Raw genomic sequence first — 12,754 nt, 5'->3', positions numbered from 1 at the left:
TCGGCCCGGTGCGTGGCGCCTTCGCGCCGGGCGACCCGGTCGAAGGCGCGACGCCCGAGCGCCGAACGAAAAGTATACCTCGGTATGCATTGCGTCCCTAGGCGATGCGGACGGCGAGTCCTTCCAGGCCGGGCACCGCCGGGAACCGTTGCAGCACCTGCGGATCGTGGCCAGGCACGATCAGCTCCGGGCCGGATGCCAACGCGTGCAAGGTGTCGAACGCGTCGTACATCGACGGCAGGACCCCGTAGGGCTTCTCCTGCTCGACGTTCTCGCAGAAGTGCGACGCATCGGCCGCCAGCACGACGTTCCCGGCGTGAACCCGGCGTCGACGAGCGCGGCGTGGGAGTCCGACATAGTAGGAGATCGGCCAGGCGTCCAGGGCGCACGGGTCGTGGCCGTAGAAGTGCTCGCCGCGCACCGATGCGTCCCGGTGCGCGAACCGGATCGCGTAGACCTGGAAGTCCTCAGCCATTGCGCACCGGCTTCGCAGCACCGGCGCCGGCCAGCCGGCCGAACACCGCGCCCGAGGTCAGGCCGCTGCCGCCCGGGTAGTTGCCGGAGAACAACCCGCCGACCATCTCACCGGCGGCGTACAGCCCGTCGATCGGCTGCCCCTCGGTGTCCAGCACCTGGGCGGATTCGTCCACGTGCACCCCGCCGAAGGTGAAGGTGATCCCGCAGCCCACGGCGTAGCCGTAGTACGGGGCGGTGTCCAGGGCCTGCGCCCAGTTGGACTTCGGCGGCTGGACCTGCGCGGCGCGCCCGTCCTTGACCGCCGGGTCGAACTGCTTGTCCACAATGGATGCGTTGAACTCCGCCACGGTGCGCCGCAAGCCGTCGACGTCGATGCCCAGCTCGTCCGCGAGTTCGGCCAGCGAGCCGGCCTGCGCGCCCGCGATCGGCCGCGAGTCGTACTCCTCCTTGCGCAGCAGCGGGCGGGTCTTGGCGTCGAACAGCTGGAACGCCCGGCCCTGCGGCTGGCGCAGGATCTCCCGCCCGTACTTGGCGTAGGTGTAGTTGCGGAAGTCCGCGCCCTCGTCGACGAACCGCTCGCCCTCGATGTTGACCACGATTCCGATCGGATAGCTCTGCCGGGTCAGCTGGTTGGTCAGCTCCCGGTTGCCGCCGGTCGGGCTGCCGTCGGCGTCCCACGCCACGCTGTGGCAGGAACCCCAGTCGCCGTGCGGGGCGGCGCCGGCGGCCAGCGCGAGGTCGAGCACGTCACCGGTGTTGGTCGGCGTGCCGCGCACCAGCGCGCGGTCCCAGCCCTCGCCGAGGTGCTCGGCGCGGCGCTCGGGGTCGGATTCGAAGCCACCGGCCGACAACACCACCGCACGGGCCCTGATCCGGTGCTCGGCGCCGGTGGAATCGCGATAGGTGACGCCTCGCCCGGCCGCGTCGGAGAGGTGCAGCGCCGTGACCTCCGCGTCGTAGCGGATCTCCACGCCCTCTTCCAGCGCGGCCTTGGTGTGCTGGGCGATGAGCCCCTTGCCGCCGTCGACGGTGCCGACGAACAGGCCGCCGGAGAACACCCACTTGCCGTCGGACAGGTAGGCCTGGCGCTCGTACATCAGCCGCCACTGGATGCCCTTTCCCGCCAGCCAGCGCACGGCATCGGCGGAGCGGGAGACCAGGATCTTGGTCAGCACCGGGTCGCACTTGCCGTCGGTGACCCGGCGCATGTCGTCCTCGAAGGCGCTCTCCGGGTAGGCGGGCACCACGGAATCGGCGTGCCGCTCGTCGGGTTCGAGCAGGTCGGCGACGTCGTCGAGGCCGTCGAAGGCGAACCGGAACGCGCCGGCGGTGTAGAAGGAGTTGCCGCCGGCGGCGTCTTCCGGCGCCTTCTCCAGCAGCAGCACCTTCGCGCCCTGCTCCACGGCCGAGTGCGCGGCGGAGAACCCGGCGTTGCCGCCGCCGACCACCACGACGTCGAACCGGTCGGTCTCCGGCTTGCTCATTCTTCGTCTCCCTTGTCGTTCGAGGTTTCGGTCATGGGGCGCCCGGTCCAGCGCTCCCAGAGCGTGGCGATCGAGGCGTAGTCGAGCCGGCCGAGCCCTTCCGAGACGCCGAGCTCGTAGACGGTGTGCGCGCCCTGGATGCCGAACAACGGCACCCCGGTGTCCTGGGCCATGGCCAACGCCAGGGCGGAGTCCTTGCGGGCGGCCTCGGTCGGCATGCCGCCGTCGTACTCGCCGCGCAGGATCCGCTCCACGAAGCGGTGCGTCAGCGGGCGGGTCAGCCCGGCCTCGGGGCCGGACAGCAGCGCGGCCAGCGCCGAGCCGGACACCCCGGTGGCCGCGCCCAGCGCACCGGCCTCGGCGAGCACCACCATCACCGCGTGCGCCACCGCGTTGTTGATCACCTTCGCGGCCATGCCGCTGCCCACCGGCCCGAACCTGGTGATGGTCGCGCTGATCGCCGCCAGCACGTCGGCCACCTTGTCCACATCGGACTCCTCGCCGCCGACCAGCAGCGTCGCGGTGCCACCGGCCATCTGCGACACCCCGGACAGGATCGCGGCGTCCACGATGCCGATGCCGTGCGCAGCGCAGATCTTCAGCTCCTCGGCCATGTCGGCCGGATTGACCGTGCTGGTCTCCACGATCACGCTGCCGGCCCGCATCCGCGGCGCCAGCTCGGCGATCACCTGCAGCGAAACCTTCGGCGCGGGCAGGGAAAGCACCACGACGCCGGACTCGGCCAGCTCGGCCACCGCGCCTGCGGCGGTGACCTGCGGGTGCTCGGCGACCTGGGCGACCCGCCCCGGATCGAGGTCGAACACGCGCAGCGGGCCGTGCGCGGCGAGGCGACCGGCGACGGCGCCACCCATGTTCCCCAGGCCGCACAACGAGACGGTGTCACTCACCGATGTACTCCTTTCCGGTTGCGCCCAGATCGGCGTTCTGGTCTCTCAGAGGCGGATCGAGAAGGGGTCGGGGGTCTGGCCGGTGAGGTCGACCATCACGTTCTTGGTGTTGAGGTATTCGTGGAGGGCTTCTTCGCCGCGTTCGCGGCCGTAGCCGGACTTCCGGGTGCCGCCGAAGGGCGCCTGCGCGGCGCTGGCCCGGTAGGTGTTGACCCACACCGTGCCCGCTCGCAGCCGCTTGGCGACCCGGTGGGCGCGGGTCAGGTCGTTGGTCCAGATCCCGGACGCCAGGCCGAAATCGCTGTCGTTGGCGATCTTGACGGCTTCGTCGTCGTCGGCGAACGGGATCGCGCTCAGCACCGGTCCGAAGATCTCCTCGCGGGCCAGCTTCGAGTCGTTGGCGACGTCGGCGAACACCGTGGGCCGCACGAACAGCCCCTCGCCCAGTGCCGGGTCGTCGACCGGCTCGGCGCCGGCCACCGCGCGGGCGCCGGCTTCGACCCCGGAGTCGATGGCGCGCTGGATTCGGTCGCGCTGCGGCTCGTTGGCGACCGGCCCCATCTGGGTCCGCGGATCCGCCGGGTCACCGAGGCGGATCTCCGCGGCTCGCGCCGCGACCGCCTGCACCACCTGCTCGTAGACCGATTCCTGGACCAGCAGCCGGCTTCCGGCGATGCAGGTCTGGCCGCCCGCGGCGAAGATCCCGGCGACCGCGCCGGTGACCGCGCGGTCCAGGTCGGCGTCGGCGAAGACGATGTTCGGGGACTTGCCGCCCAGCTCCAGCGTGACCGGGATCAGGTTCTTCGCCGCGGCGGCCGCGATGGCCCGGCCGGTGGGCACGCTGCCGGTGAAGCTGATCCGGTCCAGGCCCGGGTGCTCGGTCAGCGCGATCCCGGCCTGCGGCCCACCGGTGACGATGTTGATCACTCCCGGCGGGAACCCGGCCTGCTCGACGAGGTCGGCCATGCGCAGCGTGGTCGCCGACGCGTGCTCGGAGGGCTTGATGACCACGGTGCACCCCGCCGCCAGCGCCGGGGCGAGCTTGTTGGCCAGCAGCTGCATCGGCGAGTTCCACGCGGTGATCAGCGCGGCGACACCGATCGGCTCGGCGAGCGTGTAGTCCAGGGTGTCCGGGTTGTCCAACGGGATGGTGCGCCCGTAGAGCTTGTCGGCGTAACCGGCGAAGAACCGGTAGTTGCGGGCGGCGAAGCGCGCCTGGCCGGTGGTCTCGCGGACCAGCTTGCCGTTGTCGGTGGACTCCAGCCGTCCCAGTTCCTCGGCGTGCTCGTCCACCAGCGCGGCCAGCCGGTTCATCAGCTCGGCGCGGCGCACGCCAGGCGTCGTCGACCAGCCGCCGTCGAAGGCGGCGCGGGCCTCGGCGACGGCGGCGTCGACGTCCTGCGGGCTCGCGTCCGGAATGGTGGCGAACTCCGCCGCGGCGAAGGGGTTGATCGCGGGCAGCTCCTGCCCGGTGGACGCCCGCACCCGCTGCCCGCCGATGAGCATCCGGTCACTGGGGTTGGTCATGAGACGCACTCCATGGTCGGTCGACGTCACCGCGCCGGGGGCAGGTACCTCCACAGGCCCCGCGAACCCCGGTACGCCGTTGTATACAGAAGCATACTCTCGCTTCGGCGCGGCATGTCAAGCCCGAACCCTTGTGCCCCAACGGAGTCGAGTCGACGACGAAGAAGCTCTTGACCTCGCGCCGCGCGTCCGTATTCTGCTGCATACAGTCGCACACTGCTGCATTCGACTGAATTCTTTCGTCGCCCAACCCCGCAGAGAGGAACAACGATGTCCGCTGCGATCGCGGCCAGCGTGGGTTGCCTGGTCCTGATGTTCGCCCTGGCGATCGCCTTCAACGTCAACATCGGCGTGCTCGGCTTCGTCGGCGCGCTGGTGGTCGCCGGCATCGGCGGGCTGTCCGTGGACCAGGTGCTCGAATCCTTCCCCGCCGACATCTTCGTGCTGATCGCCGGGGTCACGTACCTGTTCGCGATCGCCCGCGAGAACGGCACCGTCGAGCTGATGGTCCGGACCGGCGTTCGGCTGGTCGCCGGCAAGGTGGCGCTGATCCCGGTGGTGTTCGGCGTGATCGCCGCGGTCCTGGTCGCCTTCGGCGTCTTCCCCTCCGCGGCGCTGGCGCTGCTGGCGCCGCTGGCGATGACCTTCGCCGCGCAGTACCGGGTCAGCCCGCTGCTGATGGGCCTGATCATCCTGCACGGCGTCAACGCCACCGCCATGTCGCCGATGAACTCCTACGGCGCGGTGACCAAGAGCGTGCTGGAGAAATCCGGTCTGGCCGACGTGTCGATCTGGACCGTGTTCACGCTGTTCCTGGCGATGTACGTGCTGCTGATGGCGGTGGTGTACTTCGCCTTCGGCGGGATGCACCTGATCCGGCACGGACACGGCAAGGAACCCGCGGTCGACGGCGTCGACACCACCGTGGAGCGGACGAATATCGCCGGCGAGCAGAAGGTCACGCTGCTGGCCATCGCGGCGCTGATGGTGCTGGCGCTGGGCTTCGGGCTGGACGTGGGCATCACCGCGTTCGGGCTCGGCGCGCTGCTCACGCTGTTCTTCCCGAAGCGCGCCGACGGCGCGGTCAAGGGAATCTCGTGGAGCGTCATCCTGCTGACCTCGGGATTGTTCGTCTTCGTCGGCGTCGCCAAGGAGGTCGGCGCGATCGACTACGCCTCCAACGCCATCGGCAGCCTGGGCAACCCGCTGATCACCACCCTGCTGGCGTTCGTGATCGGTGGTGTCGTGTCGGCGTTCGCCTCCACCACCGCGACGCTGGGCGCGACCTTCCCGATCCTGATCCCTCCGCTGCAGGCGGCGAACTTCGCGCACATCCCCGGCGCGGTGGCCGGTTTCGGCGTGGCGGCCAGCGTGGTCGACGTCAGCCCCACCTCCCCGAGCGGCGCGATGCTGATGGCCAACGTCCGCAATCGCGACAAGCAGGTCTACTTCCGCCAGCTGCTGAGCTACGCCGGCGCCATGCTGGTCTCCGGATCCCTGGTGCCGTGGTTCCTGCTGGTGGTGCTGGGCCTGGGCTGAGCGGTCGTGAGCGCGTGACCGGGCGCCGACCCGGTTGCGCGCTCACGACCCCGGCGAAGCGCTCGACCTGGGCGGGACTGCCCGCGACACGGCCGGGCGTTCGCGCACCGCCGCCAACCGCCGGAACGTGATCGGGACAGCCTGCGCGTGCGCTCGGCCGTCGGACCGCTGAGACTACGGCTCGGTGATCACCACGATGCCGTCCTGGTCGGACACCACGTGCTCGCCGGGGACGAACCGGATGCCGCCGAGCTCGACGACATCGTCGACGGTTCCCTCGCCGGTCTTGGTGCTCTTGCGCGGGTTGGTGCCCAGCGCCTTGACCCCGAAGTCCATCCCGGCCAGCACCGCCGAGTCGCGCACCGCGCCGTTGATGATGACCCCGCTCCAGCCGTTCGAGCGGCCGATCTCGGCGATCAGGTCGCCGATCAGCGCGGTGTGCAGCGAGCCGCGGCCGTCGATGACCAGCACCTGGCCGTCGCCGGGCTCGGAGAGGACCTTCTTGAGCAGGGCGTTGTCCTGGAAGCAGGTGACCGTGCGGATCCGGCCTTCGAACGCCTCGCGCCCGCCGAGGTTGCGGAACTGCACGTCGCAGCTGCGCACCTCCGGGCCTTCCCGGTCCGCGAGATCAGCCGTCGCCTGAGCCATGAGTCCTCCCGGATCGCCGCTGTCGTGGACGGCGAGCGTACCCACCGGTAGCCGGACGCGGCCCAACACCGCGACCAACGCCACACCGGCCCGGTACCGCAGTTTCAATTGAAACTGCACATCCGGCGCCGGCGGCGTTGGCCTTGACCATCATCGGGAACCACTCCCTCGTCGGTGAGCGGCCGGCCGCTCCGGCCGCTCACCGACGCATCGAACGGGCTCCCCGGGAATCGACGCGCCCGACGAATTCATTCCGCGAATTCCTATCCGCCCAGGTGGCGGCGGATCAACTCGTTGGTCTCCTGCGGGTTCTCCATGCTGGCCATGTGCCCGACGCCGGCCATCTCGACCAGTTCGGCGTTCGGCATCCGCTCCACCGCGTCCCGCGCCATCCGGTGCAGGTCGACCGCCTCCAGCTCGCCGACGACCAGCAGCGTCGGCGCGGTGATCTCCGCCAGCCTGCTCGCGACGTCGCGTTCCAGCAGCCGCCCGGTCGCGGTGTGGTGGTTGCCCACGGTCGTCATCGCCATGTCCCGGCAGCGCGACCGGATCTGCTGGTCCACCTCGTCCGGCCGGCGGTGCGGTCCGTCGACCCCGATGCGCAGGAACGCCTCGACGTACCGGTCGATGTCCATCGCCTGCCTGGCGGCCTCCTGCTCGCGGTGCCCTTCCTGGATGAACGGGTCGCGGAAGTCGACCGGCGGGATGCCCGGGCCGAACAGCACGATGCGGTCCACCCGCTCCGGGTGCTGCAGCGCGAAGGTCAGGGCGGTGGCGCCGCCCATCGAGTTGCCCATCAGCGACGCGGTGCCGACCTCGAAGTGGTCCAGCAGCGCTAGCAGGTCTTCCTCGGCCCGGACGTCGGCCATCGCGGTGCTGGAGCGCCCGTGGGAGCGGGCGTCGTAGCGGATCAGCCGATGGTCGGCGGCGAGTTCGAGCTGCTCGTCCCACATCCCCACGCCCAGGTAACCGGCGTGCAGCAGCACCAGCGGCGGCCCGGAACCGACCACCTCGGCGTACAGCTCGCCGTCCGGGACCGGAACTCGTACTGATTCGATAGTGTTCATGACAACCAAGGTGTCATAATGACACCGTGGTTGACAACTCAGATTCCCCGCTGCCGCCCACCGAGCTCGGACCGCGACTGGCCGAGGTCTACGCCGTCCTAGGGCCGCTCTACCGCCGGGTCGCGCGCCTGGTCGAACAGCAAAGCCCCAGCAACGGGCTGTCCGTCGGCGTGCGCGCGGTGCTCGAACGGCTGGAAATAGCCGGCACCGCCGAGACTGTCCCCCAGATCGCCCGAACCCTGGAGCTCAGCAGGCAGTTCGTGCAGCGCATGGTCAACGACGCGCAGGCGGCGGGGTTCGTCGCACTGAAGCCGAATCCCGCGCACCGCCGCTCATCGCTCGTCGAGCTCACCGAGGCCGGCTGCACCGCCATCCGCGCGGTGCAGGCGGAGGAGCACAGAACGATGGGGTTCGTCGGCGGCGACCTGACCGACGCCGAGGTGGCGACGACCATGCGGGTGCTGCGGCACATGCTCGCCGCGGTCAACGAGATCGACGTCGAGCCGTCGTGAGCGCTGAAGCCGGAACGAGCACTCACGAGAAACGAACCGGGCCGGGTGAGCTGTCGCCCACCCGGCCCGGTTCGTTGATTTCAGCGGCCCTTGCGCTCGCGGAGCTTGGCCAGCGCTTCCTCCAGGATGGCCATCCCGTCGGCATCGCTGCGCCGCTCCTTGACGTACGCGAGGTGGCTCTTGTACGGCTCGTTCCGCCGCGCCTCGGGCGGGTTCTCCTGGTCCAAGCCCGCCGGCAAACCGCAGCGCGGGCAGTCCCATTCCTCCGGCACCTCGGCGTCCATCGCAAACGACGGCCGGCTGTGGTGCGCGTTGGCGCACCAGTAGTCGACCCGCTTGCGCGGCGCGGCTTCCCCCCGCTCCGACTCGCCTACCGTGGGGCCCGAGCCCACACGCGTGCCGCGAATGGCGTTGCCACCAGTCATCCGTCTTCACCCACCAAGCGGCCCGGGGTTGTCGACCGGCTGGGTGCCCGGTCGATCAACCGATCTTGATCAACACGCCGACACCGATGATGGAGATGACCCACAGCGCCATGACGAACAACGTCATCCGGTCGAGGTTCTTCTCCGCCACACTGGAACCGGCCAGGTTGGACTGCATACCGCCGCCGAACAGCGAGGACAGACCGCCGCCCTTGGCCCGGTGCAGCAGCACCAGCAGCACCAGCAGCACACTCGTCACGATCAACACGATCTGCAGGAAAAGAGTCATCACGTCCTCGTTCGCACAGCGGTCCGCGACCAAGCGTACCGGGCCACCAACAGCGAGTTGACCACCGTCCACCCGTTTGCCGCCACGACGGTCTCACAACCCGGGCCGACAGCCACCACAGGGGCCGATCCCGATCAGGTGATGAGCGAAGGGCACCGTCGACCGAGCACCCCGGTCAACACGCCCTTCACCCTGTCCGACCTCGCCCCCGTGGCCCGGGGACCGCAATTTCAATGGAAATCAGAGGTCCGATTTCCATTGAAATTGCGGGAAGATCACGGGATGGGGCCGCCCGCGGCCATGGCGGAGAGCTTGGCGAACTCGTCGCCGTTGAGGCTCGCGCCGCCGACCAGGGCGCCGTCCACGTCCGACTGGCCGATCAGCTCGCCGATGTTGCTCGACTTCACCGAGCCGCCGTAGAGCACCCGCACCTCGTCGGCGATCTCCTTGCCGTACTTCTCCTCCAGCGCCGCCCGCAGCGCCGAGCAGACCTCCTGCGCGTCCGCGGCGGTGGCGACCTTGCCGGTGCCGATCGCCCACACCGGCTCGTAGGCCACCACGACCTGGCGCACCTGCTCGGCCTTGAGGCCCTTGAGCGCGTTGATCAGCTGCGTCGTGCAGTGCTCGACGTGGCCGCCGGACTCTCGCACGTCGAGCTGCTCGCCGACGCACAGGATCGGCGACATGCCGTGCTTGAGGGTGGCGCGAACCTTCTTGTTCACCAGCTCGTCGGTCTCCGCGTGGTACTCGCGGCGCTCCGAGTGGCCGACCACCACGTAGCTGCACCCGAGCTTGGCCAGCATCGGCCCGGACACGTCACCGGTGTAGGCCCCGGACTCGTGCTCGGAGATGTCCTGCGCGCCGTGCTTGAGCAGCAGCTTGTCGCCGTCGATCAGGGTCTGCACGCTGCGGATGTCGGTGAACGGCGGCAGCACCGCCACCTCCACCTTCGCGAAGTACTTCTCCGGCAACGCGAAGGCGACCTTCTGCACCAGGGCGATCGCCTCCAGGTGGTTCAGGTTCATCTTCCAGTTGCCGGCGATCAGTGGCTGCCTGGCCATGTTCAGCGCTCACCTTCCAGGACGGCCACACCGGGCAGGTCCTTGCCTTCAAGGTATTCCAGCGACGCGCCGCCGCCGGTGGAGATGTGCGAGAAGCCGTCCTCGGGCAGCCCGAGGGTCCGCACCGCGGCGGCCGAGTCGCCGCCGCCGACCACGCTGAACGAGTCGGAGTCGACGATGGCCTGCGCGACGCCGCGGGTGCCGTCGGCGAACGCCGGGAACTCGAACACGCCGGCCGGGCCGTTCCAGAACACCGTGCCGGCTTCGCGGAGGATCCCGGCGAACTGCTCGACGCTGCGCGGCCCGATGTCCAGCCCCATCCAGTCGGCCGGGATCGCGTCCGCGGCCACGACCTGCTTCTCCGCGTCCGCGGCGAAGCGATCGGCGACCACCACGTCCACGGGCAGCACCAGCTTGTCGCCGTGCTCGGCGAGCAGCTGCTCGGTGGAGGAGATCTGGTCCTCCTGCAGCAGCGAGTTGCCGACGTTGTGGCCCTGGGCGGCCAGGAACGTGTACGCCATGCCGCCGCCGATGAGCAGCTTGTCGACCTTGGGCAGCAGGGCCTTGATGACGCCGAGCTTGTCGGAGACCTTCGAGCCGCCGAGCACCACGACGTAGGGATGCTTCGGGTCGCCGGTCAGGGTGCGCAGCACCTCGACCTCGGCGAGCACCAGGCCGCCGGCGTAGGCGGGCAGCCGCTTGGCGACGTCGTAGACCGACGCCTGCTTGCGGTGCACCACGCCGAAACCGTCGGAGACGAAGGCGGCGTCCGGGCCGACCAGCGCGGCCAGCTCATCGGCCAGCGCGCCGCGCTCGGCGTCGTCCTTGCTGGTCTCGCGCGCGTCGAAGCGGACGTTCTCCAGCAGCGCGACCGACCCGTCGGTCAGACCCGCCACCGTGGACTTCGCCGAGTCGCCGACCAGGTCACCGGCCAGCGCGACGTCTGCGCCGAGCAGCTCGCCGAGGCGCCGCGCGACCGGGGCCAGGGAGAACTTCGGGTCCGGCTCGCCCTTGGGACGGCCGAGGTGCGCGGTGAGCACCACCTGGGCGCCGGCCCCGGTCAGCTTCCGGATGGTCGGCAGGGAGGCTCGCACCCGGCCGTCGTCGGTGATCTTCTCGCCGTCCAGCGGCACGTTGAGGTCGGCACGCACCAGAACACGCCGACCCCGAACGCCCTCGGACAGCAGATCGTCGAGGTTCTTCACGTCTGCTCCTACGCAGTTATGGAAAAGGCCCGCACGAGCCGGGGTTCGCCGAACGGCTCGTGCGGGCCTTCAGAGACTGGTCCTTGCAAGCGGCGCAGCCGCTTCCAGCGGTAGACCGGCCGCCGCGGTGCTCGGCTCACTAGCTACCTGAGCTGCCGCAAGCGGCGAAGCCGCTTAGCCCACCTGCGCAACCGGCACCGCTGCGGGTTCTCAGAAGCTTTGTCGCGAGGACAGCCCCGGCGCGACGTATTGGTCATACGTGCGTCGGGGATCCCGGAGTCGAGAAAGCTTCTGAGGTTCCGCTACCTGCACCGCTACGCGAAACGAGCCCGGAACTCTCAGGAAAGCTTCTTGCCGACCAGGTCGACGAGGTCGGCGAGGCGGTTGGAGTAGCCCCACTCGTTGTCGTACCAGCCGACGATCTTGACCTGGTTGCCGATGACCTTGGTCAGCGGCGAGTCGAAGATCGTCGAGTGCGGGTCGGTGACGATGTCGGAGGAGACGATCGGGTCCTCGTTGTACTTGAGGATGCCCTTGAGCCTGCCCTCGGCGGCCGCGGCCTTGAACGCCTCGTTGACCGACTCGACCGTGGCGTCCTTGCGGACGGTGGCGGTGAGATCGGTGACCGAGCCGGTCGGCACCGGCACGCGCAGCGCGTAGCCGTCCAGCTTGCCGTTGAGCTCCGGCAGCACCAGGCCGATCGCCTTGGCCGCACCGGTGCTGGTCGGCACCACGTTGACCGCGGCGGCGCGGGCGCGGCGCAGGTCGCTGTGCGGAGCGTCCTGCAGGTTCTGGTCCTGCGTGTAGGCGTGGATGGTGGTCATCAGGCCCTGCTCGATACCGAAGGCGTCGTCGAGCACCTTGACCATCGGGGCCAGGCAGTTCGTGGTGCAGGAGGCGTTGGAGATGATGGTCTGCGAGCCGTCGTACTTGTCGTCGTTGACGCCCAGCACCACGGTCAGGTCTTCGCCCTTGGCCGGGGCGGAGATGATGACCTTCTTCGCACCGCCCTCGTCGACGTGCTTGCGGGCGTCCGCAGCCTTGGTGAAGAAGCCGGTGGACTCCACGACGACGTCGACGCCCAGGTCGCCCCACGGCAGCTTGCCCGGGTCGCGCTCGGCGAGGATCTTGATGAGCTTGCCGCCCACCTCGATGCCCTCACCGGTGACCTTCACCTCCTGGTCGAGGCGGCCGAGGATGCTGTCGTACTTGAGCAGGTGGGCCATGGTCGCGACATCGCCCAGGTCGTTGGCGGCCACGATCTCGATGTCGTGATCACTGGCGGTCGCGGCCCGCCAGAAGTTCCGCCCGATCCGACCGAAGCCGTTGATACCTACGCGAACGGTCACGCCGATCTCTCCTCGTGACTGACCCGGCCGGCGACGCGGCGGGTGAGGTTGATGGTCTCGGCATCACCCTATCTGCCACCGGGGCCTTCGCACGCGGGCGGGCGAGCGGGCTCACGCTCCGGAAAGGCGATGTCTCCCACCAGCCGCACCCGGCCCGCGGCCAACGGCGACCCCACCCGCATCAGCGCAGGTCAACGCGCCGCGGAGCGAACCGATCGGGGCGGCCGCGACGATCGCGGCCCGTGATCGGCATCTCTGCACCG

At 69.8% G+C, this 12,754-nt stretch carries 13 protein-coding genes; 2 read left to right on the top strand and 11 right to left on the bottom strand.

Features of this window, described 5'->3' with window-relative positions; genetic code table 11:
* Positions 1-97: 97 nt before the first annotated feature.
* From AB0H93_RS10840 to AB0H93_RS10825, 4 genes are read right to left on the bottom strand one after another with little or no spacing between them, the layout of a single operon-like run.
* Positions 98-475, bottom strand: a complete 378-nt coding sequence (locus AB0H93_RS10840; RefSeq protein WP_358570749.1) for a hypothetical protein — start codon at positions 473-475, stop codon at positions 98-100.
* Entirely contained in the window at positions 468-1,961 is a 1,494-nt protein-coding gene (gene tcuA, locus AB0H93_RS10835; RefSeq protein WP_358570746.1) for an FAD-dependent tricarballylate dehydrogenase TcuA, read from the bottom strand. Before tcuA ends, AB0H93_RS10840 begins: the two co-directional genes overlap by 8 nt.
* Positions 1,958-2,869, bottom strand: a complete 912-nt coding sequence (locus AB0H93_RS10830; protein WP_358570743.1) for an NAD(P)-dependent oxidoreductase — start codon at positions 2,867-2,869, stop codon at positions 1,958-1,960. Before AB0H93_RS10830 ends, tcuA begins: the two co-directional genes overlap by 4 nt.
* 45 nt (positions 2,870-2,914) lie before the next feature.
* Positions 2,915-4,396 (bottom strand): aldehyde dehydrogenase, encoded by a 1,482-nt coding sequence (locus tag AB0H93_RS10825; RefSeq protein ID WP_358570740.1) that lies wholly within the window; start codon positions 4,394-4,396, stop codon positions 2,915-2,917.
* A 270-nt stretch (positions 4,397-4,666) separates the two neighbouring features.
* Between AB0H93_RS10825 and AB0H93_RS10820 the strand changes: the two genes are divergently transcribed.
* Positions 4,667-5,935 (top strand): SLC13 family permease, encoded by a 1,269-nt coding sequence (locus AB0H93_RS10820; RefSeq protein ID WP_358570738.1) that lies wholly within the window; start codon positions 4,667-4,669, stop codon positions 5,933-5,935.
* A gap of 174 nt (positions 5,936-6,109) precedes the next feature.
* On the opposite strand, the gene rraA is transcribed toward AB0H93_RS10820, so the two are convergent.
* Both rraA and AB0H93_RS10810 read right to left on the bottom strand, forming a co-directional pair.
* Complete coding sequence (gene rraA, locus AB0H93_RS10815; RefSeq protein WP_358570735.1) at positions 6,110-6,583, bottom strand: ribonuclease E activity regulator RraA; 474 nt, start codon at positions 6,581-6,583, stop codon at positions 6,110-6,112.
* Positions 6,584-6,846: 263 nt separating this feature from the next.
* Positions 6,847-7,650, bottom strand: coding sequence for an alpha/beta hydrolase (locus AB0H93_RS10810; RefSeq protein ID WP_358570732.1), 804 nt, complete (start codon positions 7,648-7,650; stop codon positions 6,847-6,849).
* A 26-nt stretch (positions 7,651-7,676) separates the two neighbouring features.
* On the opposite strand from AB0H93_RS10810, the gene AB0H93_RS10805 reads away from it, so the two are divergent.
* Positions 7,677-8,162 carry a MarR family winged helix-turn-helix transcriptional regulator gene (locus AB0H93_RS10805; protein ID WP_358570729.1) on the top strand — a complete coding sequence of 162 codons (486 nt, stop codon included), beginning with the start codon at positions 7,677-7,679 and terminating at the stop codon, positions 8,160-8,162.
* Between the two features lie 80 nt (positions 8,163-8,242).
* Here the strand turns inward: AB0H93_RS10805 and AB0H93_RS10800 are convergent, their stop codons facing one another.
* The 5 genes from AB0H93_RS10800 to gap form a co-directional block, all read right to left on the bottom strand.
* Positions 8,243-8,587 (bottom strand): RNA polymerase-binding protein RbpA, encoded by a 345-nt coding sequence (locus AB0H93_RS10800; RefSeq protein WP_358570726.1) that lies wholly within the window; start codon positions 8,585-8,587, stop codon positions 8,243-8,245.
* A 55-nt stretch (positions 8,588-8,642) separates the two neighbouring features.
* On the bottom strand, positions 8,643-8,876 hold the full coding sequence (gene secG / locus AB0H93_RS10795; protein WP_358570723.1) for a preprotein translocase subunit SecG: 234 nt from the start codon (positions 8,874-8,876) through the stop codon (positions 8,643-8,645).
* Between the two features lie 275 nt (positions 8,877-9,151).
* Positions 9,152-9,937 carry a triose-phosphate isomerase gene (tpiA, locus tag AB0H93_RS10790; protein WP_358570720.1) on the bottom strand — a complete coding sequence of 262 codons (786 nt, stop codon included), beginning with the start codon at positions 9,935-9,937 and terminating at the stop codon, positions 9,152-9,154.
* Positions 9,938-9,939: 2 nt separating this feature from the next.
* Positions 9,940-11,142 (bottom strand): phosphoglycerate kinase, encoded by a 1,203-nt coding sequence (locus AB0H93_RS10785; RefSeq protein ID WP_358570717.1) that lies wholly within the window; start codon positions 11,140-11,142, stop codon positions 9,940-9,942.
* Between the two features lie 338 nt (positions 11,143-11,480).
* Complete coding sequence (gene gap / locus AB0H93_RS10780; RefSeq protein WP_358570714.1) at positions 11,481-12,491, bottom strand: type I glyceraldehyde-3-phosphate dehydrogenase; 1,011 nt, start codon at positions 12,489-12,491, stop codon at positions 11,481-11,483.
* Positions 12,492-12,754 lie beyond the last annotated feature (263 nt).

This window comes from Saccharopolyspora sp. NPDC050642 (assembly GCF_040654735.1).
Taxonomy (GTDB): Bacteria; Actinomycetota; Actinomycetes; order Mycobacteriales; family Pseudonocardiaceae; genus Saccharopolyspora; species Saccharopolyspora elongata.
This window is presented reverse-complemented; position numbering and strand designations above follow the sequence as displayed.

What these genes read in the sequence shown, in the direction of transcription:
- AB0H93_RS10840 (WP_358570749.1), bottom strand. Translation starts at nt 475, where the DNA reads ATGGCTGAGGACTTCCAGGTCTACGCGATCCGGTTCGCGCACCGGGAC.
- tcuA (WP_358570746.1), bottom strand. Translation starts at nt 1,961, where the DNA reads ATGAGCAAGCCGGAGACCGACCGGTTCGACGTCGTGGTGGTCGGCGGC.
- AB0H93_RS10825 (WP_358570740.1), bottom strand. Translation starts at nt 4,396, where the DNA reads ATGACCAACCCCAGTGACCGGATGCTCATCGGCGGGCAGCGGGTGCGG.
- AB0H93_RS10820 (WP_358570738.1), top strand. Translation starts at nt 4,667, where the DNA reads ATGTCCGCTGCGATCGCGGCCAGCGTGGGTTGCCTGGTCCTGATGTTC.
- rraA (WP_358570735.1), bottom strand. Translation starts at nt 6,583, where the DNA reads ATGGCTCAGGCGACGGCTGATCTCGCGGACCGGGAAGGCCCGGAGGTG.
- AB0H93_RS10810 (WP_358570732.1), bottom strand. Translation starts at nt 7,650, where the DNA reads ATGAACACTATCGAATCAGTACGAGTTCCGGTCCCGGACGGCGAGCTG.
- AB0H93_RS10800 (WP_358570726.1), bottom strand. Translation starts at nt 8,587, where the DNA reads ATGACTGGTGGCAACGCCATTCGCGGCACGCGTGTGGGCTCGGGCCCC.
- secG (WP_358570723.1), bottom strand. Translation starts at nt 8,876, where the DNA reads ATGACTCTTTTCCTGCAGATCGTGTTGATCGTGACGAGTGTGCTGCTG.
- tpiA (WP_358570720.1), bottom strand. Translation starts at nt 9,937, where the DNA reads ATGGCCAGGCAGCCACTGATCGCCGGCAACTGGAAGATGAACCTGAAC.